Here is a 20,523-nt window from a genome sequence, read left to right on the forward strand (position 1 = left end):
TTACAAATCCCTTCTGTCTTTTAACGCACGACGCAAACCATCGCCAACAATGTTAACTGACAATATACACACAAACAAAACGACACCAGGTAACATAACGGTCCAAGGGCTCAAATAAAATACATCGAGGCTTTCAGCAATCATGGTGCCTAGTTCAGGCTCGGGACTCTGAGCACCAAGGCCAATAAAGCCTAGCACGACAATATCTAAAATCGCTGAGGACATTGCCATTGCCGAAAATATGACGATTCCTTCGAACATGTTGGGTAATAGCGCATAACGAAATAGCTGCCAGTTGTTTGCGCCATCTAAACGATAGGCGATTACAAAGTCCTTGTTCAACAGCTCTGCCACTTCTGTTCTTACATGGTGAATAAACTGCGGCAACATGGCTAAAACGACAGCCCAAAATGTATTGTCGATGCCAGGTCCAAGAATTGCCACTATAACAATCGCGATTAACAACGATGGCATGATAAGCGCGACGTCTAAAATATGGTTGAGAATACTCGAACGAATGCCCTTGCTAAAGCCCGCTAATGTTCCAATCAGTAGACCTATGCTCAACGCTAAGATAACCGCTACTAAAGCGAGACCAAACGAAAAGCTAATTCCGAGTAACAACCGAGATAAAATATCTCGACCTAACCCGTCAGTGCCAAATAGATAGGTAATACTGCCTGACGATTCCCAAGCAGGGGCAATCAAAAGTTGCTCTGCATGCTGTTCATAAGGCGAATATGGCGCAATCAAAGGACCAAAAATTGAAATTAAGATGAGTCCCAAAAACACCCAAAACGCAACGAGAGCAAAATGGTTGCGCTGGAAAAAACGCCACAACTGACGTAGCGGCGATGAGTTAGTCGGTGAGGTGAAAATCCTAAATTTTGCCATAACCGCGCCTTCTGGCTAATGGATCAAAGGCCATATATAAAATATCGAACAATATTGTGGCGATAAACACCATTCCAGACATGACCATTAAGCCACCTTGAATTGCAGGGTAGTCGCGTTGGTGAATCGCATCGACCAACCAAGAGCCCAACCCAGGCCAAGAGAAAATGACTTCTGTCACCATTGCCAGGGTTATCAGGGTACCAAAGTGGGTGCCTAACATTTGAATTACTGGTAAAAGACCATTGCGAAGAGCATGGCGAGTAAGCACTTGTAAATTACTCAAACCTTTGGCTTTTGCTGCTTTGACATAGCTAGTATCTAATACATTGTGCATTGCTTGACGCGTTGTTCTTATCAATACTGTGGTTGGGTATGCCGCAAGTACCAAGGTTGGCATTGCAAGGTGTTTAAAGGCATCGTAAAGCGCTTCGTTTTTGTAACTGACATCAGATAACAAAATATCTACCAATATAAATCCAGTTACCGTCGGAATTTCATAAATCAAACTCAACCGGCCTGATATGGGCAACCAACCTAAATTAATTGAAAAAATCAAAATCAAGATAAGTGCAAACCAGAAGATTGGCATGGAAAAGCCGATTAATGACAACGCCAATATTGGTTTGTCTAACCAAGGTTTTCTTACATCAGAAGCTAGGATACCAAGAGGAATCGCGACGATAAAACTATACAGCAAGGCATAGAAAGCCAACTCGATAGTAGCAGGAAGGACATTGAAGACTTGCGAATAAACGCCCATGCCATTGGTAAAAGAAACGCCCCAGTTACCGTCTAACAGTCGCCCTATGTAGGCCCAATACTGAAACACCACATTGCTGTCTAATTTGTAGATTTTAGATAACTCGGCTGCCAAGGCAGGTTCAATGTTCTGTAACCCTGTCATATTGCTAAGGGCGTCACCGGGAAATAAAAAGTTTAATGAAAATGCGAAAATTGTCACACCCACAGTAACAAATACCAGTAGGTAGGCCTTTCTCAGTAAATATCCACCCATTATTTGAGGTCCTTTTCTGTTACAGAAAAGTCGATACCACCGTAGGGGTTGATATTCACTTTTTTAATATAATCTCTATGAACTTTATAACGAGAAGCATGGGCAATAGGGATCAAAGGTACTTGGTTGCTAATGATGCTTTCTGCACTTTGATAACTCACCTTGCGTTGATTAGTGTCAGTAATACTCAGTGCTTTTTTGACAAAGCCATCAAAGTCTCTGTTACACCACAAGCTTCGGTTTGAGCCTGCAAGGGCAGCGGCACAACTCAACAGCGGACGGAAAAAGTTATCTGGATCAGAATTATCCGCTAGCCAGCCAATTAACACGGAGTCGTGTTCGCCCGCTGCGAGTTTTTTTCTAAACGTTCCCCAGTCATAGGTCACAATATTGACCTCAATGTCCAATTCAGCCAAGTTTTGTTGAATGATCTCGGCCATTTTTCCTGCATTAGGGTTGTATACCCTTTGTACTGGCATCGCCCAGATGTCCATCTCGAACCCGTCTGGATAACCCGCCTCTGACAGTAATTCTTTGGCTTTTTCTAAGTTAAACTCGTTTACATACGAAGTATCACTGTATGCCCATGATGTTGGAGGTAATAAGCTCGTAGCTGGCTGAGCCAAGCCAAAATAGACAGCGTCAATAATAGCCTTACGGTCGACAGCATAAGATAATGCTTGGCGAACCTTTGGGTTATTAAATGGTTCAACTTCGGTATTAAAAGCCCAATAACTGACATTCATTGAGGTGCTTTCAATCATATTGATTTCCGGTCTTCCTCTTAAAAATCCAACGTCAGATGCCGACGGATAGCCCAATACGTCACACTCTTTGGTCAATAACTTAGCTAGTCGGGTTGAGTTATCAGGAGTAATGTCAAATATGATCTGCTGGAGCGCCGAGTCGTGTTGCCAATACTTTTCGTGTTTTACATAACGAATATAGTGATCACGTTTGTACTCAGAAAACTTAAAAGGGCCAGTGCCAATAGGCTGAGTATCAATAGCTTCGGGGCGGCCTTGTTCAACTAAATATTGTCCGTATTCTTCCGACAATATAACCGCAAAGTCAGTTGCCAAATTAGCAAGAAACGACGCTTGTGGATCACTTAATCTAAATTCTATCGTTAGGTCATCAACGACAATAATTTGCTCGATTAAATCGTCAAGACCGATACCTTCAAAAAACGGGTATTGTCCACCACCGACCTTGTGGAAGACATTATCTTCATGTAACAACCGAGAGAACGAGAATAGAATGTCAGAGCTGGTGAGCGTTCTAGTCGGGGTAAAATAATCGGTACTGTGAAACTCAATACCTTTGTGTAAGTAAAATCGATACCTCATGGCATCACTCGACACGATCACTTTTCTTGCGATGTCTGACTCTACTTGACCCGTATCTGGGTTAATTTTTACTAGGCGGTTGTATAGCTGTTGGGAGACTGCATCAATTGTGGTGCCGCTAGTGACCAACTGGGGGTTGAAGGACTCAGGTGAGCCTTCACTACAGTATAACAAGGTTTTAGTGGCGAGTTCTGAGTCTTGTTCAATATCACAGGCTGCTAACACAATGCTACTAAGCATCACGGTTAGAGTGTGTATCAAACGACTAGTATTCACCATTCTTTTCCAAGCTGTTATCTAATAAATTGTATTTTTTTAAGTATCCGCGCAACTGGTGGTAGGTAACCCCAAGCTGCTCGGCGGTTTTCTTTTGATTGTAATGACAGTGCTTAAGAGCTTGCTGAATCACCTTGATTTCGAACTCTTGGCTGCTCGCTTTAAAATCCAAAGGAAACGTTATTTCTGATTGTAATCCAGTTGGTTGCGGAATAACAGGTTGAGATGTGCTTTCCGCGACAGAATTATGAGCTGGTTGACTAATTGGCTGAGGCTGTTCAGCTTGTCGGTCATGAGTTTTGATGCGTTTTTGCGGTCGGTAAGGGCTCGCAAATGGATCTATGACGATCTCATGGACCGGAACATGTGGGTTTGCAGCCCGATAAACACTTCGTTCAACTACGTTTTTAAGTTCACGAACGTTACCTGGCCAATCGTATTCCATTAAAAATTCTTTGGCTTTGCGAGAAAAGCCGCTAAACAACTCCCACCCCAACTCTTTAACCATTGAGATAGCAAAGTGCTCGGCCAAAACCATAATGTCTTCGCGTCGCTCTCTCAGTGGGGGCAATGTAATAACGTCAAACGCCAATCGGTCGAGTAAATCAGAACGAAACTCACCAGCTTCAGCCAAGGCTGGGAGATCTTCGTTTGTGGCACAGACCAATCGGGTATCTACTTTAACGGTTTTGGTACCACCAACACGCTCAAACTCGCCGTATTCGATGACTCTGAGTAGCTTTTCTTGCACAAGACCACTGGTGTTGGCTAATTCGTCTAAAAATAAGGTACCGCCACTGGCTCTTTCAAAACGACCTTCGTGTCGCTTACCAGCGCCGGTAAACGCACCAGACTCGTGACCAAATAACTCACTTTCAAGAAGGTTTTCATTGAGCGCTGCACAATTTAATGTGACATAGTTTTGATCCCAACGGGTCGATAAGTAGTGTAAACGGGCTGCGATGAGCTCTTTACCCGTTCCTCGTTCACCGATGATTAATACAGGCTTGTTGAGTTGTGCCAACTGTGAAACTTTTTCTAATACCTCTAAAAAAGAGTTTGCTTGGCCAATTAGGTTGTCTTTGCTTCTAAAGTTATTCATAGTTTCAACAGTTGGTTAAAATCACTAAAATCTAGTCTATTTGAAAAGAGACGAAACGGGAAGAGTTCTTTTGAAAATAAATAAATTTATATAAAACAGTGGTTTGAGTTAATCGTGGAAGTTGGCAAGAAATCTGTATAACTAACACCACATGAAGATTTCGGTCTTTGTATCTAGAACGGAAACGTTCAAATAACCAACATGAGGTAAGTACTATGGGAATTTTTTCAAGATTTGCAGATATAGTAAATGCAAACATTAATTCGTTGCTTGATAAAGCCGAAGACCCTGAAAAAATGGTGCGTTTAATTATTCAAGAAATGGAAGACACATTGGTTGAAGTTCGCTCCTCATCAGCTCGTACGTTAGCTGATAAAAAAGATGTAGCGCGAATGATTGAACGCCTAGAAAATGAAGTGGAAGACTGGCAGAGTAAAGCAGAACTCGCATTGTCGAAAGACCGAGAAGACTTAGCACGCCAAGCACTCATAGAAAAACAAAAGTGTGAAGAGCAAGTTAATAGCTACAAAAAAGACTTAACGGCACTCGATGACCAGGTTAATCGACTTAAAGATGAAATTGGTCAATTACAATCTAAGTTAGAAGACGCAAAGGCCCGTCAAAAAACGATTTTGATGCGTGGCAAGACTGCGAGTTCTCGTTTGGATGTTAAGAGTAAGCTAAGCAGCAATAAGCTCAATGATGCAATGTCTCGTTTTGAACAATACGAGCGCAAAATTGACAACTTAGAAGCAGAAGTGGAATCTTACGACCTATCGAACAAATCGTTAGCAGATGAGTTTGCTGAATTGGAATCAGCAGAAAAAGTAGATGGCGAATTAGCAGCGCTTAAAGCGAAGTTGAACAAAAAGCCAGCTAAAAAATAATTAAGTACTAGGAGTCAGCGATGGGAGATGTAGTCGGTATATTAGTAGCACCAATCATCTTATTTATGATTTTTGTTGCGCCAATTTGGCTAATCATGCACTACAGAAGTAAGAAGCAAGTTAGCCAAGGGTTGAATGAACAAGAGCTGCAGGAGCTTGCAGCTTTGGCTAGAAAAGCAGAAGCGTTAGGTGAACGTGTTAAGACTCTAGAAAGTATCTTGGATGTTGAGGCACCTGGCTGGCGCGGACGTAATGTCCAATAGGAGGCAGCATGGAAAAGTTTAAAAACAAACGATTAATGCGCGACTCAGCAAATGGAAGAATCGCCGGTGTGTGTGCCGGCCTTGCTGAATACACCAACATAGAGACGTGGATTATTCGAGTGATTTGGTTCAGTGGAGTGATCTTTTCAGGTGGTTTTTTTGTCGTCGCGTATATTGCAGCTTGGTTCATTCTTGATAAAAAGGAAGTTGACCCACTGGATGTGAGTACCAACAAAACCAGTTGGAAACCGGCTAATCAAAACATCGACCGCATGGTTGAAGTGAAACGCAGTGTTTACCAAGTTGGTGAGCCACCTCGCCAAGCCTTCAGGGATATCGTGAACCAGTTTGAAGGAATAGACGAGCGCATAAGAGCGATGGAAACTTATGTCACTTCCAATGAATTTACCATCAAGCGAGAAATCAATCGCTTGTAATAAAAATGGCCCAAGGGCCATTTTTTTATGCCAGTCTTTTAATATTCGCGCTATGCCAAATAGCTGTAAATCTACTTTTACATCCCTTCATTTGTTTTTGAATCGATTAGATTATTAACTCTACCCATTTTCGAGCAGAGTCTACTTATTGGCCCAATTGGGGGCATTGAATAGGTAGGTGAAAGTGAAAAAGATCAACAATAAACAACCTCACCAGGATACGGTTTGTATTCATGCAGGGAAGCAAAAAGACGGGCACCACGGTGCATTAACAAGTCCACTTTATCAAACGTCGACGTTTGTATTTGACAACGCGGCACAAGGCGCAGCTCGTTTTGCCGGCGAAGAGCCCGGTTATATTTACACTCGTCTTGGTAACCCGACCGTGCGAGAACTCGAGCTTAAAATGGCAGCACTTGAAAAAATGGAAGATGCAGCAGCCACAGCTACTGGAATGGCAGCAGTTTCTGGTGCGGTATTGAGCTTTTTGGAAGCGGGAGATCACATCATCGCGTGTAAAGCGGTTTATGGGTGTACCTATGCGCTATTGAGCCATCAATTACCTAAATGGGGTATTGAGGTTACTTTTGTAGACATGGACAACGAAGAAGAGCTCGAACAGGCGTTGCGCTCTAATACCAAAATGGTATTTGCTGAAACGCCTATCAATCCGAATTTAAAAGTGTTGGATTTGGAACTGATAGGTGATTTTTGTGAAAAGCACGATTTGATCTCTGTCGTTGACAACACCTTCATGTCACCGATGTTACAAACACCTGTGGATTATGGCATTGATATTGTCATTCACAGTGCGACAAAATACCTAAATGGCCACGGTGATGTTGTAGCAGGTGTGATTGTTTCGTCGAAAGAACGGATAGAAACGATAAAGCTCACCATTTTAAAAGACGTGGGTGGTACTATCAGTCCGCACGACGCATGGTTAATTCTTCGCGGGTTAAAGACGTTACCGATTCGCGTCGAACGTCACTGTAAATCTGCACTTACAATTGCAGAATACCTTGAATCACACCCTATGGTTGCCGAAGTTTATTATCCCGGCTTAAAATCACATCAAGGTTATAAGTTTATTGGCTCGCAAATGAAAGCCGCGGGTGGCGTTATAGGCTTCGAATTAATGGCGACATTGGAAGAAGGGCAGGCATTTATTGATGCAATGCAGTTGTTCTCTATCGCTGTGAGTTTAGGAGATGCTGAGTCACTGATCCAACATCCCGCATCTATGACGCATTCACCTTACACACAAGAAGAACGATTAGCCGCAGGTATCAGTGACGGACTAATCAGAATATCAATAGGTTTAGAAAGTACTGACGACTTAATCGCCGATCTGCAACAAGCGTTTGATCGTATTGTGGCACTGAGATCGGACTCGGTAAGTACGGCAGGAAACTGGGGGTAAATAATGGGCAAGCAATCGAGCTATAGTTCAAAGCAGTCGGACGCAAATGGTTTTATTCATTGGACGGATGATGAAAATCAAGTTTGGAGCGAATTGATTGAGCGCCAATTAAAGGTAATTAAAGGCAAAGCGTGTGACGAGTATTTTGAGGGACTGGAAAAGCTCCAGTTACCTCAAGATCGTGTTCCACAGTTAAAAGAAGTAAGTGAAGTACTTCTCGATACGACAGGTTGGCAATGTGCAGAAGTACCTGCGCTCATTAATTTTGAGTCATTCTTCAAACTATTAGCTGACAAAAAGTTTCCAACGGCAACCTTTATTCGCCGCCGCGAACACTTTGATTATCTGCAAGAGCCAGACATTTTTCACGAAATCTTTGGTCATTGTGCCATGTTGACAAACCCAGCCTTTGCTGAGTTTACACATACATACGGTAAGTTAGGCTTGGCGGCTACAAAAGAAGAGCGCGTGTACCTAGCTCGTTTGTACTGGTTTACGGTTGAATTTGGCTTGATGAAACAAAATGACGAACTACGCATTTACGGTGGTGGCATTTTGTCTTCTCCAAGTGAAACTGAATACGCATTCAGCTCAGATGTACCAGAGCGACAAGAAATGAATGTAATTGACGCTTTTCGCACACCGTACCGTATTGACATCATGCAACCAAAGTATTTTGTCATCGATGGCATAGAGCAACTATTTGAAATTTCGCAGTTGGATCTAATGTCTATGGTTCGCGAGGCCATGGCACTTGGGTTATATCCACCGCTGTTCCCACCTAAGTCAGCGGCTTAGGCGAAACAGCAAAACCGCTCCGTTATTGAAGGCACCTTTGGGTGCCTTCGTCGTTTGTTCTGTAAATAAATGTTGCCAAGGGCATAATTTAGTATTTACAATCGCAAACTTACAACAACACTTTCAGTTTTCGACATCGGAGCAATGATGCGGTTACAAATTGCCTGCCAAGACCGAATGGGCTTAGCGAAAGAAGTACTTAATATTTTGGTAGATCACGACATTGATTTACGCGGAATAGAGTTTGATAAAAACACCCAATGTCTTTATGTAGCCTTTCCTCAAATTGAGTTTGAGGCATTTCAACAGGTTATGGCAGCGATTCGACGTGTCGATGGAATCACTGATGTAAAAACAACTAATTTTTTACCGTACGAACGTGAGCATAACGAACTGGTTACTTTGTTACGCATCCTACCAGACGGCGTTATCTCAATTGATAACAAAGGTCGAATCGTAACGGCCAACCAAGCCTCATTGGTCGACTTGGGTGTGAGTGAAGGTGATATTTTAGGCCAGCCTATTCAAAGTGTGTTGAAAGGGTTTAACTTTTGTAAGTGGCTCGACAGTAAAGATGTGAGTGGCCAAACCCTTAAACTAACTGCCAACAATGAAGAGTTTGTAACAGACATTTTGCCAATCAACGTTACCGACGAAGAAGGTCACGTGCAGTTAGCTGGTGCTGTAGTTAACCTCAAGTCTCATAGTCGTCTCGGCCAACAAATTAATGCGTTTAGAGACGATAACTCCGAGTCTTTCAACGATATTTTAGCCAATAGTACAAGCATGCGTCGGGTAATACGCGAAGCTAAAAAAATGTCGCAATTAGAAGCGCCCGTACTTCTCCAAGGTGAAACTGGTACAGGTAAAGAGTTAATAGCTCGTGCGTGTCACGATGCCAGTGAGCGCAGCGACCAACCATTTATTGCGCTTAGCTGTGCGTCTTTACCAGACAATGTCGCTGAGTCTGAACTGTTTGGTTTTAGCGGTGATGCCTTTGATACTCAAGATACGTCAGGTAAACGAGGGATCTTTGAACAAGCGGACGGCGGTACCGTATTTTTAGATGAAGTGTCAGAGATGTCTGCCGAAATGCAAACGAAACTGTTACGCTTTTTACAAGATGGAACATTTCGTCGAGTTGCAGAAGAGCAAGAGGTAAAAGTGAATGTCAGGGTCATTTGTTCGACTCAAAAAGACTTAGCGAGTATGGTACAAGAAGGCCTGTTTAGAGAAGATCTATACTACCGTCTCAATGTACTTAGCATCACAATTCCGCCTCTACGCGAACGTCGCATGGATATTATTCCATTGGCTAATCACTTTATTCAAAAGTTTTCTACAGAGCTTGGCAAGCGCGCTCCGACATTATCAAAAACCTGCAGCGAATACATTCAAAGCTATCCTTGGCCGGGTAATACTCGTCAATTAGAAAACAGTTTGTACCGAGCTATTAGTATCTCTGATCAAGAAATATTAGAAGTGGAAGATTTAGAATTGCCGTATTACTCACCGGAGTACGGTTACCTTGATGAGGAATTTGAAGGAAGCTTAGACCAAGCAGTTAAACGTTTTGAAGCGAGCTTGTTACGCAAACTTTACCCTGCTTATCCAAGCTCAAGACAGCTGGCTAAAAAGCTGGGATTAAGTCATACCGCAATTGCAAACAAACTACGCGATTATGGCATCAACAAAAAAAGCACAAAGGTGTAATATGAAATTATATGGATACTGGCGTTCGTCAGCCGCATACCGAGTACGCATTGCATTAAACCTAAAGCAATTGGACTGTGAGCATGAAAGTGTTCATTTGGTCAAAGATGGCGGACAACAGCACTCAGAAGCCTATAAGTCATTAAATCCGATGGAATTGGTGCCAACATTGGTTGATGGTGATTTCACTCTTAATCAATCAATGGCAATTTTGGATTACTTAGATGCCAAATATCCACAAACACCTTTGTTACCAAATACATTAGAAGACAACGCTAAAGCCAAAGCGCTTGCTTTTGACATCGCTTGTGATATTCACCCATTGAATAACTTACGTGTTTTGCAATATATAACAGGCCCATTAGGTCAAAGTGATGAAGCTAAAGTTGCTTGGTACCACCATTGGATTGATACAGGCTTTAAATCACTCGAGAAAAAGCTAGCTGTAACAGCAGGCACATATTGTTATGGGGATAATGTGAGTTGGGCAGATATTTGTCTGGTACCGCAGGTTTACAACGCTGAGCGCTTTAATGTCGATATGAGTCAATACCCAATTATTCAGGCGATAACAGAGCGCTGCCGAGCATTACCGGCGTTTCATCAAGCTGCGCCAGAGCAACAACCGGACGCAGTTTAAACAGTCGCAAACCATTATCACGCGCTAAGTGGGTTTTGACTTGCTAAGCGCGGGTAATGTGGTAATTTAAGCGAAATTTTATCTCTTAGGAGCAACGTCTTGATAAATGTCTTGTTAGTTGATGACCATGAATTAGTACGTACAGGGATCCGTCGTATTATAGATGAAGTCCGAGGCATGAAGGTCGTAGGTGAAGTTGCAACTGGTGAAGAAGCGTTTCAATTTTGTCGAAACGAAGAGCCAGATGTAGTTTTAATGGACATGAATATGCCAGGGATAGGTGGTTTAGAAGCAACTAAAAAAATTGTTCGCTACTGTCCCGACGTCAAGATCATCATTTTAACGGTTCATACCGAAGATCCATTCCCTAGCAAAGTAATGCAAATGGGCGCATCGGGCTTTGTTACCAAACAAACTGGCCCAGATGATTTAATTCAAGCTATTCGCTCGGTAAATGTTGGTCAGCGCTATTTAGCGCCGGATATAGCTCAGCAAATTGCGCTCAGTAAGTTTACAGGCAATGACGCAGAGCAAATGTTCGACTCGTTGAGCGAACGAGAATTGCAAATCATGTTAATGATCACTAAAGGTGAAAAAGTACAGGATATAGCGGAGCAGTTGAGTCTCAGTTCTAAGACAGTAAACAGTTATCGCTATCGCATATTCAAAAAGCTGAACGTTCAAAATGACGTTGAACTCACTCATATAGCTATCCGACACGGCATGTTAGATATGGAAACGTTAAAATAGCCGTTCATGTCTAATCCGACGTTTGATAGCAGTCATTTTTTAAAACATGTCACCACTCAACCTGGTGTGTACCGTATGCTTGATGCGGAACACCAGGTGATTTATGTGGGCAAAGCAAAAAACCTAAAAAACCGTTTATCTAGTTACTTCCAGAAAAACCTGTCGAGTGTAAAGACCAAGGCGCTGGTGGCACAAATTGCCAATATCGAAGTCACGGTAACAGAGACGGAAACAGAAGCTCTTATCCTAGAAAACAACCTCATTAAAGAGTATTTACCTAAATACAATATTTTATTGAGAGACGACAAATCCTTCCCTTACATTTTAATCACTGATCACAAGCACCCAAGACTTACTATGCACCGAGGTAAGAAACGCTTCAAAGGAGAGTACTTTGGTCCTTTTCCTTCTGCTGGTGCGGTCGGACAAAGTTTGCGAATTATGCAGAAGGTGTTTCCTGTTCGTCAGTGTGAAGATGGCTTTTATAAAGCCCGTAGTCGTCCTTGTTTACAACATCAATTAAAACGCTGTTCAGCACCTTGTGTTGAAGGCTATGTCAGTGATGAACAATATTTAGAACAAGTTGATTTGGTAAAAACTTTTCTTGCCGGTAAAAGCCAAGACGTTATCGATTCATTAATCGCAAAAATGGAAAAAGCCAGTGAGCAACTTCACTTTGAAGATGCAGCGTTTTATCGCGATCAAATTACCGCTCTACGTAAAGTGACGGAGCAAAACAATGTCTCCGGTACTATTGATGAAATTGACGTCCTGGCGTTTTCTCAAGATAAAGGCTTGTGTACAGTGCACGTCTTGTATATACGTGACCAAAAAGTTCTAGGTAGCAAAAACTATTCACCGACTGTGCCAGCGGACTCTGAGCCAAGTGAAATCATCACTTCTTTTATTAGTCAGTTTTATCTAAACGGTATCGGTGGCCAAAACATTCCAAAAACCATCATTGTTCCGACACTCACAGAGGATTTAGACGAACTTTCCGAAGCAATCAGTCAAATTCGCAACCGCAAAGTAGAATTAATAAAGCCGCAGCGCGGTGAAAAGTATAAGTACTATCAACTCGCACAAAAAAATGCCGACATTGATTTGGCAATGAAGCTTGCAGATGGTCGGGCGATAAGTTCTAAATACAAAGAACTCAAAGAGGTACTTAAATTACCTAAAATAGAGCGAATGGAATGTTTTGATATTAGCCATACGTTTGGTGAGTACCCGATAGCATCTTGTGTTGTATTTGGCCCTGACGGTCCTCAGAAATCCGACTATCGCCGTTATAACGTTAAGGGTGTAAAGGGCGGCGATGATTACGGTGCAATGGAGTTTGCCCTTAACAAGCGTTACAAAAATGTAAAAGATGCACAAAACGTCCCAGACATTTTGTTTATTGACGGTGGTAAAGGACAACTAAACAAAGCCGAGGCGTTTTTTGCCGACTGGCCACTTGAAAAAGCGCCTATCATAGTTGGTATTGCAAAAGGTGAGGGTAGAAAACCAGGATTAGAGACTTTGTACTTAAATGCAGGTGCAGTGGAAATTGACTTACCTGCAACTTCGATGGCACTGCATTTAATTCAACACATTCGCGACGAATCCCACCGTTTTGCCATCACGGGTCACAGAAACAAACGAAATAAAGCGAAAACCCAATCGGTATTGCAAGATATTCCAGGAGTGGGTGGCAAACGTCGCCAGGCTTTATTAAAAAACTTTGGTGGATTACAAGGCGTGTTGGCGGCAAAAATCGAAGATTTGGCAAAAGTGCCTGGAATTAGTAAACAATTAGCGCAAGAAATACATGGATTCTTGCATGACGGGGATTAAATAGGCATCATCTGTCCTAGGTCTTCAAAAACAACAATGTAGTACGCTTCTATGTGGAATATTCCAAATATCTTAACGTCTTTTCGTATCTTTTTAATCCCTGTAATGGTGGTGTTTTATTATCTCCCTGGTGAAACTTATGAGTGGAAGTATTTCGCAACTGCATTTATTTTCTGGTTTGCAGCCATTACCGATGCTCTTGATGGGTATTTAGCCCGAAAGTTGGACCAAAGCACGCCATTTGGAGCGTTTTTTGATCCAGTTGCTGACAAAGTAATGGTGGCAGTTGCCTTTATCATAGTGGTAGATGATTACACTAATGTCTGGGTTACCGTTCCTGCTATTATTATTGTCGGGCGCGAGCTGGCGATTTCGGCATTGCGTGAGTGGATGGCTGAAATGGGCAATCGAGCTGATGTTGCAGTTTCAATGGTTGGAAAATTTAAAACCGCTGCGCAAATGTTAGCGCTGATTGGTCTTTTGTGGCATCCAAATGAATATTGGGTGTTTGACGGTTGGTTACTTGGACCACTATTAGACATCGCAACTTATGTATTCTTATACATTGCTACTGCCTTAACACTTTGGTCTTTAATTAGTTATTTCAGAGCAGCTTGGCCATATATATCTGGCAAAAAAGTGTGATTTTTGAGCTTGTCAGCTAAAAAACAATCAAACGACACTAAAATGTCATTTTTATTTAAAATAGCAGTTGACTAAGACGATCGAGAATGTAGAATGCGTCTCCGTTGTCAGCGATGACAGCAAGAAGTCAAAATGACGATTTGTTTGAGATTGCGCGAGTATAGCTCAGCTGGTAGAGCGCAACCTTGCCAAGGTTGAGGTCACGAGTTCGAACCTCGTTACTCGCTCCAAACAAATTGAGTCGACTAAGTCGGCGGGTTGGCAGAGTGGCTATGCAGCGGATTGCAAATCCGTGGACCTCGGTTCGACTCCGGGACCCGCCTCCATGACTTCTAAACCAGAGTGTCGCCCGGGTGGTGGAATTGGTAGACACAAGGGATTTAAAATCCCTCGCTCACAGAGCGTGCCGGTTCAAGTCCGGCCCCGGGCACCATTTAAAAGGTGCAAGCCGTTTAGGTATGCGAGTATAGCTCAGCTGGTAGAGCGCAACCTTGCCAAGGTTGAGGTCACGAGTTCGAACCTCGTTACTCGCTCCAAATTTTAAATGGTGAATGACAATGTGTGCCTTTGAGTAGGCAAATGTGACGCGAGTATAGCTCAGCTGGTAGAGCGCAACCTTGCCAAGGTTGAGGTCACGAGTTCGAACCTCGTTACTCGCTCCAAATTTTAAGTAGAGTGCCAGTCTTTACTATAAAAATAATTACCCGATGCCCGGGTGGTGGAATTGGTAGACACAAGGGATTTAAAATCCCTCGCTCACAGAGCGTGCCGGTTCAAGTCCGGCCCCGGGCACCATTTAAAAGTCTTTTTGTTCTTTCAGAAAGCAAACGTGACGCGAGTATAGCTCAGCTGGTAGAGCGCAACCTTGCCAAGGTTGAGGTCACGAGTTCGAACCTCGTTACTCGCTCCAAATTCTCCCTCAAAAATATTTTCCTACGTAATTTGTTTCCAATAGAGTTATTAGCTCGTTTACTGATCCATTTACAACAAACCTTTGATTGTGACCTCATATGAACAGTATTACCTTTTATCAACGTTTTGAGATGGATATCTTGTCTCAAAAAAAGACGATTACTATTCGCGACGCCAGTGAAAAAGACTTTGTGCCTCATTCAATCGTCGATGTTTCGACTTATGAAGACGGGCGGTGGTTTTGTCAGTTAAGAATTGTTTCTGTTACGCCGATCAGCTTTTCTGAGTTAACCGACGTACACGCCCAACAAGAAAATATGACACTCGAAGAGTTAAAACAGGTGATTAGTGATATTTATCCAGAAACACCTGATTTGTACGTAATAGCGTTTGAGCTGGTTAAATAACCCAAACGCTATTATTAAATATCAAAGTAGAGTGAAGCACTGATTGCTGTGCTTATTCTGCGTCCTTGAGCTTACTGCTTGTAGCAGACGACTCAGATTCAACCTTAAAGACAGTGTGATTTGACTTAATATGTAAGTCTCGTTGCGGAAATGGAATTTCGATGTCGTATTTAGCTAGCGCGTCATCAATCGCCCAAAGGTAATCCGAAACTAACGCAGTTGGGCGTTTTACCTGTTCTGCCGTAACCCAAACACCCAAAGTAAAATTAATAGCACTGTCACCAAAACTAGTCATCCATACGGTTGGTGCGCGACCAAGTGAATCTAACGTGTATGGAACATTACTGGCAGCCTCTAGAGCCGCTTTTTTGACGAGTTCTTTATCACTGCCATACTTGACCCCAAAAGGAATTCTAAATCGCCTTACATTGTCTTGTAGTGTCCAGTTCGTCACCATGCCAGATACCAAATCGGCATTTGGGATCAAAATATCGACATTGTCGTTGGTACGAATTAGCGTTGCTCGCATGTTAATTTCAATTACTTCGCCAACAACACCATTTGAAAGCTCAATAAAATCGCCTACTTTCAAGCTGCGCTCAAACATGATCATTAGGCCTGAAACAAAGTTGTTTACCATGCCTTGAAGACCCAAACCAATACCGATACCTAAGGCACTGGCCATAATTGCCAATTCGGTGACTTTAAAGCCCAACATAGTCAAGGCTATGATAAAGCCAATAAATACCACCAGGTAATGTATGATCCGACTGATTATATACAGTTGGTGCGAGTTGGAGTTACCGCCTTGTTTTGCTAGTTTATTAAAACCAGCTTGCAATAAGCGGGATACGATCGCCGTTACTATTAGTACAATAAAAAATGACAGGACTTGTCCGATATTTAGGGTAAATTCACCAATCTTTAAAAGCTGAGTATCCAACCACTGGGTATTTAACATTTGTTTCCTCTACAACCAGTTTTTCTTTTTAAACAACGCCATTAGACCAAAAGCGATAACAAACATCACTCCAAGTAAAATGAAATAACCATTTTCAGCTTTGAGCTCTGGAATATAATCGAAATTCATACCATACAATCCGGCTAAAAAACTCAGCGGAACAAATATCGCAGTAATAACCGTCAGTACTCGCATCGTCGCATTCAATTGATGACTAGTTACCGATAAATAACCGTCAACAAGGTCACCACAGATGTCATAGTACATCTGACTTAAACTCAACAACCTATCAAGTCGCTCGTTGAGATCATTGATAGTGTGGACCTCTTTTTCATTTACAATGTTTGTGTCTTCATCGTCAATGTAAGCCTCTAGTGCTTTACCAATGTTAACGTGATAGTTAAACGTGCGGCGAAGCTTAATCAGACGAGAGCGATACTGGGTGATTTGGCGCATTAATTTGTCATTGCCATGATTTTGAAATTGATCTTCGATAGATTCTAGTTCTGCTTCAAAGTCGATGAGCTCTTTTAAATACAAACCACAACTCGTATGGAACAAGCGCATTGCTAAATGAGCTGGACTTCGTTTTAAGTATCTACCACTGTTTTCATTAAACATACTAGTAATGGCGGTAGATGCCTTGTCGTGACGAGAGATAAGGATTCGATCGCCAATAAATAAACTGATTTGTAAATGCTCAAAAATCATTCCCGGTGATGCTTTATAAATTCCTCGGTACAACAAATAGAGGTAATTTGAAAAAAGCTCAATTTTTGGGGGGTGACGTTCGCGCTGTGCATCCGTGATCGCTAAGGCGTGACATCCAAGTTCGGCAAGGAGGGCGCGTTCTTCTTGTGGGTCGTGTTCGCCAATGTCTAGCCAAAGATAGGTATTGGGATCTTGACGCCATTGTTCTAGTAAAGAAATATCGCCGATGGTCGTCGACTTATCCTTGTTGACTAATAAACATTGAATCATATAACTCTCTTTATCAAAGTGTTTTTTAGAGCAATAACATAGTGTTGTTATAGCAGGAGAACCGTACTTTCGAAACAAAATATTCGTGTTTAAAGACGTGTTTTGGGTATTTAAAAAGAATTAATAGAGGGTTCAGATTCAAATTTGAACAAAAATAGATTACTTTACGCAACCAGTTGTGAAAGCCGATAAAACCTAGTGTATAATCGCGCTTTATCTAAACGCCTAAATTCATCGAGAAAACAAAAAGAGATTAAGATGGGAAGAGCTTACCAAAACCGTAAAGAGTCTATGGCTAAAACGGCCAACATGAAGACTAAAGTATACTCAAAGTACGGAAAAGAAATTTATGTCGTTGCTAAAAATGGCGGCGGTGACCCAGATACAAATATTGCCCTTAAAAACATCATCGAGCGTGCCAAAAAAGATCAGGTGCCTGCGCATGTAATCAAAAATGCCATCGACAAAGCTGAGGGTGGTGCAGGTGAAGATTATTCTCCGGCTCGTTACGAAGGTTTTGGTCCTGGCGGCTGCATGGTCATCGTTGACTGTTTAACAGACAACAACAACCGTACCATCATGGAAGTTAAAAACTGCTTCACTAAAACAAATTCAAAGTTAGGAGCACAAGGTTCAGCTGCTCACATGTTTGACCATGTTGCTATTTTTGTATTTGACGGCGACGACGAAGATTCAGTTCTTGAAGCGCTTATGATGGCAGATGTAGACGTTACAGACGTTGAGCAAGAAGATGGCAAGATCACGGTAATTGCGCCTTACACTGAGTACAATAACGTTAAAGTTGCTCTAGAAGAAGCATACGAAGGTATCGATTTTGATGTTCAGTCAATTTCATGGGAACCACAAACAACGACACCTGTAACGGGTGATGATGTGGCCGTGTTTGACAAGTTTATCGACATGTTAAACGACTGTGAAGACGTACAAGAAGTTTATCACAACGCAGAAGTTGAACGTTAAGAACCGTTAATTACGGCTAACTAGCGCAAGAGCTTAAAATCAAGCCCTACCAATTGGTGGGGCTTTTTGTTAGGTTTAGTTCAATGCACGGGATAGGGATGTTTAAATGGTAAGGTTTGGTTTAGTTTTAATTGTGTTGTTGTCAGTGGTTCCGACTTTTGCTTTTGCCAAAATGCAAAGTGAAATAAATCACCTTCTCAATTATGTCAAAAACACAGAGTGTCAATATGAGAGAAATGGCACCTTTCATCAAGGCCCAGAAGCGGCCAAACACATCACCAAAAAATATAAGTATTACGAAGACGACATCGAGTCCACGGAAGACTTTATCAAATACTCTGCAACGAAAAGCACGATGTCTGGAAAACACTATAAAATTCACTGTGCAGGTGCTAAGCCAGTCAAAAGCAAAGATTGGCTTTTGAAAGAACTTGCTGCGTTTAGAAAGAACTCAAAGGACAACTAATTTGAATCGCTCGCTTTTCTCGTTATTTCTTATAATTGCTACACCAGTCTGCGCACAGGAACTGCCAGAATCTGCTCCGGCTAAGACCATAAACTGTCCTCCGTTTGAGCCAGCGCTGGCACGTCAGTTAGAGCCAAATAAATACTACTTTAATGACACGGTTAGAGTTCGTGTTGAATATGAGGCGGCCAATCACGAACAACTTGCCGAGTTTGCCAGTCAATTTGCGATTGACGAACGGCCTCTGAAGTTCAGCAAAAATGAGATAATGGCGAAGGAGATAGGAGCTCCCGTAGTTTACACTATGCAGTACTACCGGGATAAATATTTTGGTAGGCCAGATCACTTGACCACTCATCATGTTCCTGCTCAGGTTGCATATGAGACACCGTTTGGGTTTCTTGCCGGGGAGTCTCGTGGTGAATTTGGTGGAGAGCTAGTATTTATCAGTAACAGTGGCGATGTCGAGCTTATTGCAGATATGAACCTGGAAGATATTTATCAATTTGAATTTGGTTATGTCATCACAGAGGGTCTAAGTCATATGCAAAGTGATAAAGGGACATTGTGGCTTGTCACTTTTAAAGATGGAAAACCAAAACTAACTGAGCTTTTTGGCTTATTAGGTGCACCTAGAAGCAGTGTGAAGTTGAGTAATGGTGAACTGTTGATTAATTCCAAAACTGGCAGTCAGTTATTAACTAAGAGCGGTTCATTGCAGCGAGTCCGGTGCTCCAATGCAAACTAACCCGATACAAATACAGTTTTAACTAACTAAAACATGGAGTTAAAAATGAAGAGTTTTACTAAGTCGATTGCCTGTGATGTTGAAATAGAGTTAGCCCAAGCAAAGGATTTGGCAGGTAAAGGCCATAACAGTCTTGCTTTCCAACACCTAGAAAACGCCCACGTCCTCGGTCAAGAATCAACTTGGTGGCACGTTAAAGTACATATTTTGATGCTGAAATGGGGCATTGCCCAACGAGATTTTAAAGAATGTCTTGGCCAGCTATTGCGCATTGTTGGCGCAGCAACAAAAACCGCCATAGGTTTGGTTCCTGTCGGTAATACCGGTGGCAGTAATATTAGCCCATTTAAATCTATGCCTTTAAAGCCCGAACACCAAGCGGCAATCCAAAAGGCAAAGGGTCAAGTTTAAAAACGTTAAGGAATAACAATGAAAGTCTTAATAACTGCTATTTTAGCGACCAGTCTTTTAGTCGGCTGTGGTAGCACACCACAATCCAACGAGCTATTTTACGGTGAAAACCTAGTTACTCCTTACGCGGCAGAATTAGCAGATTGGCAAGCATTCGAAAGAAATATTGGCAATTTTCACTCACGCATGTGGCAAAAACCAGGCAAAGGCATGGCCGACTCGTATGCGGTGAGTATTACTTATCACGACAAGTCTTCAACCGCTGAAATTAGAGAAAAAGTCGATAAACCAGGCTACGACCAATGTCAGTCGTTCGAAAGTCACACCCTAGAATTTACCAAGCCTTCGGCATACCCGGTGGAGTATTGGGAAACTCTATGTACCAACGGCGAAGCATTTCGTGCAAAAATCTTACATCTAATGTTTGCTGGAAAGGACAGCTTTTATCATATTCAAAAAACTTGGCAGGGTGATTTTACTGCAGCTCAAGTCGATGAATGGAAAGCTAAATTTGAGAGTGTATTTGTGTGTGATAACCGAAAAAATAACTCGCCTTGCCCCAAAGTTACAAAGGTTAAAGATATATAATTTTACGCTAGTTACTAAAGCTAAATGGAGTACG

Annotated in this window: 22 protein-coding genes and 7 tRNA genes; 23 read left to right on the plus strand and 6 right to left on the minus strand. The window is 42.1% G+C overall.

Annotation, left to right across the window (positions count from 1 at the left end):
• Genes J1N51_RS14450 through pspF form a run of 4 tightly spaced genes read right to left on the minus strand, consistent with a single transcriptional unit; the run spans position 1 to position 4,639 of the window.
• Positions 1–894, minus strand: a complete 894-nt coding sequence (locus J1N51_RS14450) for an ABC transporter permease subunit (RefSeq protein WP_208831937.1) — start codon at positions 892–894, stop codon at positions 1–3.
• Complete coding sequence (locus tag J1N51_RS14455; RefSeq protein ID WP_208833459.1) at positions 881–1,915, minus strand: ABC transporter permease; 1,035 nt, start codon at positions 1,913–1,915, stop codon at positions 881–883. Before J1N51_RS14455 ends, J1N51_RS14450 begins: the two co-directional genes overlap by 14 nt.
• Complete coding sequence (locus J1N51_RS14460; protein ID WP_208831938.1) at positions 1,912–3,540, minus strand: ABC transporter substrate-binding protein; 1,629 nt, start codon at positions 3,538–3,540, stop codon at positions 1,912–1,914. Before J1N51_RS14460 ends, J1N51_RS14455 begins: the two co-directional genes overlap by 4 nt.
• On the minus strand, positions 3,527–4,639 hold the full coding sequence (pspF, locus tag J1N51_RS14465; RefSeq protein WP_208831939.1) for a phage shock protein operon transcriptional activator: 1,113 nt from the start codon (positions 4,637–4,639) through the stop codon (positions 3,527–3,529). Before pspF ends, J1N51_RS14460 begins: the two co-directional genes overlap by 14 nt.
• Positions 4,640–4,854: 215 nt before the next feature.
• Here pspF and pspA point away from each other — a divergent pair, with 215 nt between their 5' ends.
• The 18 genes from pspA to yqfB all read left to right on the plus strand — a co-directional run bounded on the left by pspA (position 4,855) and on the right by yqfB (position 15,353).
• The gene (gene pspA, locus J1N51_RS14470) at positions 4,855–5,526 is read left to right on the plus strand and encodes a phage shock protein PspA (protein ID WP_208831940.1); all 672 of its coding nucleotides are present in this window, start codon (positions 4,855–4,857) and stop codon (positions 5,524–5,526) included.
• Between the two features lie 20 nt (positions 5,527–5,546).
• Entirely contained in the window at positions 5,547–5,789 is a 243-nt protein-coding gene (gene pspB, locus J1N51_RS14475) for an envelope stress response membrane protein PspB (protein WP_208831941.1), read from the plus strand.
• An 8-nt stretch (positions 5,790–5,797) separates the two neighbouring features.
• Complete coding sequence (gene pspC / locus J1N51_RS14480; RefSeq protein WP_208831942.1) at positions 5,798–6,226, plus strand: envelope stress response membrane protein PspC; 429 nt, start codon at positions 5,798–5,800, stop codon at positions 6,224–6,226.
• Positions 6,227–6,410: 184 nt separating this feature from the next.
• The gene (gene megL, locus J1N51_RS14485) at positions 6,411–7,649 is read left to right on the plus strand and encodes a methionine gamma-lyase (protein ID WP_408635859.1); all 1,239 of its coding nucleotides are present in this window, start codon (positions 6,411–6,413) and stop codon (positions 7,647–7,649) included.
• 3 nt (positions 7,650–7,652) lie between these two features.
• Positions 7,653–8,447: a phenylalanine 4-monooxygenase gene (phhA, locus tag J1N51_RS14490; RefSeq protein WP_208831943.1), complete on the plus strand. Its 795-nt coding sequence runs from the start codon at positions 7,653–7,655 to the stop codon at positions 8,445–8,447.
• A 147-nt stretch (positions 8,448–8,594) separates the two neighbouring features.
• Positions 8,595–10,160 carry a transcriptional regulator TyrR gene (tyrR, locus tag J1N51_RS14495; protein WP_208831944.1) on the plus strand — a complete coding sequence of 522 codons (1,566 nt, stop codon included), beginning with the start codon at positions 8,595–8,597 and terminating at the stop codon, positions 10,158–10,160.
• Position 10,161: 1 nt separating this feature from the next.
• Complete coding sequence (gene maiA, locus J1N51_RS14500; RefSeq protein WP_208831945.1) at positions 10,162–10,800, plus strand: maleylacetoacetate isomerase; 639 nt, start codon at positions 10,162–10,164, stop codon at positions 10,798–10,800.
• A gap of 99 nt (positions 10,801–10,899) precedes the next feature.
• Positions 10,900–11,550, plus strand: coding sequence for a UvrY/SirA/GacA family response regulator transcription factor (uvrY, locus tag J1N51_RS14505; protein WP_208831946.1), 651 nt, complete (start codon positions 10,900–10,902; stop codon positions 11,548–11,550).
• A 6-nt stretch (positions 11,551–11,556) separates the two neighbouring features.
• Positions 11,557–13,389: an excinuclease ABC subunit UvrC gene (gene uvrC, locus J1N51_RS14510; protein ID WP_208831947.1), complete on the plus strand. Its 1,833-nt coding sequence runs from the start codon at positions 11,557–11,559 to the stop codon at positions 13,387–13,389.
• A gap of 51 nt (positions 13,390–13,440) precedes the next feature.
• A complete protein-coding gene (gene pgsA / locus J1N51_RS14515; protein ID WP_208831948.1) occupies positions 13,441–14,034 on the plus strand; it encodes a CDP-diacylglycerol--glycerol-3-phosphate 3-phosphatidyltransferase in 594 nt (197 codons plus the stop codon).
• A 154-nt stretch (positions 14,035–14,188) separates the two neighbouring features.
• Positions 14,189–14,264: transfer RNA gene (locus tag J1N51_RS14520), tRNA-Gly, on the plus strand.
• Between the two features lie 22 nt (positions 14,265–14,286).
• Positions 14,287–14,360, plus strand: a tRNA-Cys gene (locus J1N51_RS14525).
• Positions 14,361–14,381: 21 nt separating this feature from the next.
• Positions 14,382–14,467, plus strand: a tRNA-Leu gene (locus J1N51_RS14530).
• A 27-nt stretch (positions 14,468–14,494) separates the two neighbouring features.
• A tRNA-Gly gene (locus J1N51_RS14535) sits at positions 14,495–14,570 on the plus strand.
• 50 nt (positions 14,571–14,620) lie between these two features.
• Positions 14,621–14,696, plus strand: a tRNA-Gly gene (locus tag J1N51_RS14540).
• 47 nt (positions 14,697–14,743) lie between these two features.
• Positions 14,744–14,829 (plus strand) — tRNA-Leu (locus tag J1N51_RS14545).
• A gap of 39 nt (positions 14,830–14,868) precedes the next feature.
• Positions 14,869–14,944 (plus strand) — tRNA-Gly (locus J1N51_RS14550).
• Positions 14,945–15,044: 100 nt separating this feature from the next.
• Entirely contained in the window at positions 15,045–15,353 is a 309-nt protein-coding gene (gene yqfB, locus J1N51_RS14555) for a N(4)-acetylcytidine aminohydrolase (protein ID WP_208831949.1), read from the plus strand.
• A gap of 52 nt (positions 15,354–15,405) precedes the next feature.
• Here the strand turns inward: yqfB and J1N51_RS14560 are convergent, their stop codons facing one another.
• Both J1N51_RS14560 and J1N51_RS14565 read right to left on the minus strand, forming a co-directional pair.
• Positions 15,406–16,314, minus strand: a complete 909-nt coding sequence (locus J1N51_RS14560) for a mechanosensitive ion channel family protein (protein ID WP_208831950.1) — start codon at positions 16,312–16,314, stop codon at positions 15,406–15,408.
• 9 nt (positions 16,315–16,323) lie between these two features.
• Complete coding sequence (locus J1N51_RS14565) at positions 16,324–17,295, minus strand: magnesium transporter CorA family protein (protein ID WP_208831951.1); 972 nt, start codon at positions 17,293–17,295, stop codon at positions 16,324–16,326.
• Positions 17,296–17,553: 258 nt separating this feature from the next.
• On the opposite strand from J1N51_RS14565, the gene J1N51_RS14570 reads away from it, so the two are divergent.
• The 5 genes from J1N51_RS14570 (at position 17,554) to J1N51_RS14590 (ending at position 20,489) form a co-directional block, all read left to right on the plus strand.
• Entirely contained in the window at positions 17,554–18,276 is a 723-nt protein-coding gene (locus tag J1N51_RS14570; protein WP_208831952.1) for a YebC/PmpR family DNA-binding transcriptional regulator, read from the plus strand.
• 106 nt (positions 18,277–18,382) lie between these two features.
• Positions 18,383–18,742, plus strand: coding sequence for a DUF5329 family protein (locus J1N51_RS14575; protein WP_208831953.1), 360 nt, complete (start codon positions 18,383–18,385; stop codon positions 18,740–18,742).
• A 1-nt stretch (position 18,743) separates the two neighbouring features.
• Entirely contained in the window at positions 18,744–19,490 is a 747-nt protein-coding gene (locus J1N51_RS14580; RefSeq protein ID WP_208831954.1) for a hypothetical protein, read from the plus strand.
• A gap of 45 nt (positions 19,491–19,535) precedes the next feature.
• Positions 19,536–19,901 carry a DUF3703 domain-containing protein gene (locus J1N51_RS14585; RefSeq protein ID WP_208831955.1) on the plus strand — a complete coding sequence of 122 codons (366 nt, stop codon included), beginning with the start codon at positions 19,536–19,538 and terminating at the stop codon, positions 19,899–19,901.
• A gap of 18 nt (positions 19,902–19,919) precedes the next feature.
• A complete protein-coding gene (locus tag J1N51_RS14590) occupies positions 19,920–20,489 on the plus strand; it encodes a hypothetical protein (RefSeq protein ID WP_208831956.1) in 570 nt (189 codons plus the stop codon).
• Positions 20,490–20,523 lie beyond the last annotated feature (34 nt).

Source organism: Psychrosphaera ytuae (genome assembly GCF_017638545.1).
Lineage (GTDB): Bacteria > Pseudomonadota > Gammaproteobacteria > Enterobacterales > Alteromonadaceae > Psychrosphaera > Psychrosphaera ytuae.

Coding starts and splice junctions, on each gene's coding strand:
- pspA (WP_208831940.1), top strand. CDS start 4,855: ATGGGAATTTTTTCAAGATTTGCAGATATAGTAAATGCAAACATTAAT.
- yqfB (WP_208831949.1), top strand. CDS start 15,045: ATGAACAGTATTACCTTTTATCAACGTTTTGAGATGGATATCTTGTCT.
- pspF (WP_208831939.1), bottom strand. CDS start 4,639: ATGAATAACTTTAGAAGCAAAGACAACCTAATTGGCCAAGCAAACTCT.
- J1N51_RS14560 (WP_208831950.1), bottom strand. CDS start 16,314: ATGTTAAATACCCAGTGGTTGGATACTCAGCTTTTAAAGATTGGTGAA.
- J1N51_RS14590 (WP_208831956.1), top strand. CDS start 19,920: ATGAAAGTCTTAATAACTGCTATTTTAGCGACCAGTCTTTTAGTCGGC.
- tyrR (WP_208831944.1), top strand. CDS start 8,595: ATGCGGTTACAAATTGCCTGCCAAGACCGAATGGGCTTAGCGAAAGAA.
- pspC (WP_208831942.1), top strand. CDS start 5,798: ATGGAAAAGTTTAAAAACAAACGATTAATGCGCGACTCAGCAAATGGA.
- J1N51_RS14460 (WP_208831938.1), bottom strand. CDS start 3,540: ATGGTGAATACTAGTCGTTTGATACACACTCTAACCGTGATGCTTAGT.
- maiA (WP_208831945.1), top strand. CDS start 10,162: ATGAAATTATATGGATACTGGCGTTCGTCAGCCGCATACCGAGTACGC.
- phhA (WP_208831943.1), top strand. CDS start 7,653: ATGGGCAAGCAATCGAGCTATAGTTCAAAGCAGTCGGACGCAAATGGT.
- pgsA (WP_208831948.1), top strand. CDS start 13,441: ATGTGGAATATTCCAAATATCTTAACGTCTTTTCGTATCTTTTTAATC.
- uvrC (WP_208831947.1), top strand. CDS start 11,557: ATGTCTAATCCGACGTTTGATAGCAGTCATTTTTTAAAACATGTCACC.
- J1N51_RS14565 (WP_208831951.1), bottom strand. CDS start 17,295: ATGATTCAATGTTTATTAGTCAACAAGGATAAGTCGACGACCATCGGC.
- J1N51_RS14570 (WP_208831952.1), top strand. CDS start 17,554: ATGGGAAGAGCTTACCAAAACCGTAAAGAGTCTATGGCTAAAACGGCC.
- J1N51_RS14575 (WP_208831953.1), top strand. CDS start 18,383: ATGGTAAGGTTTGGTTTAGTTTTAATTGTGTTGTTGTCAGTGGTTCCG.
- J1N51_RS14450 (WP_208831937.1), bottom strand. CDS start 894: ATGGCAAAATTTAGGATTTTCACCTCACCGACTAACTCATCGCCGCTA.
- pspB (WP_208831941.1), top strand. CDS start 5,547: ATGGGAGATGTAGTCGGTATATTAGTAGCACCAATCATCTTATTTATG.
- J1N51_RS14585 (WP_208831955.1), top strand. CDS start 19,536: ATGAAGAGTTTTACTAAGTCGATTGCCTGTGATGTTGAAATAGAGTTA.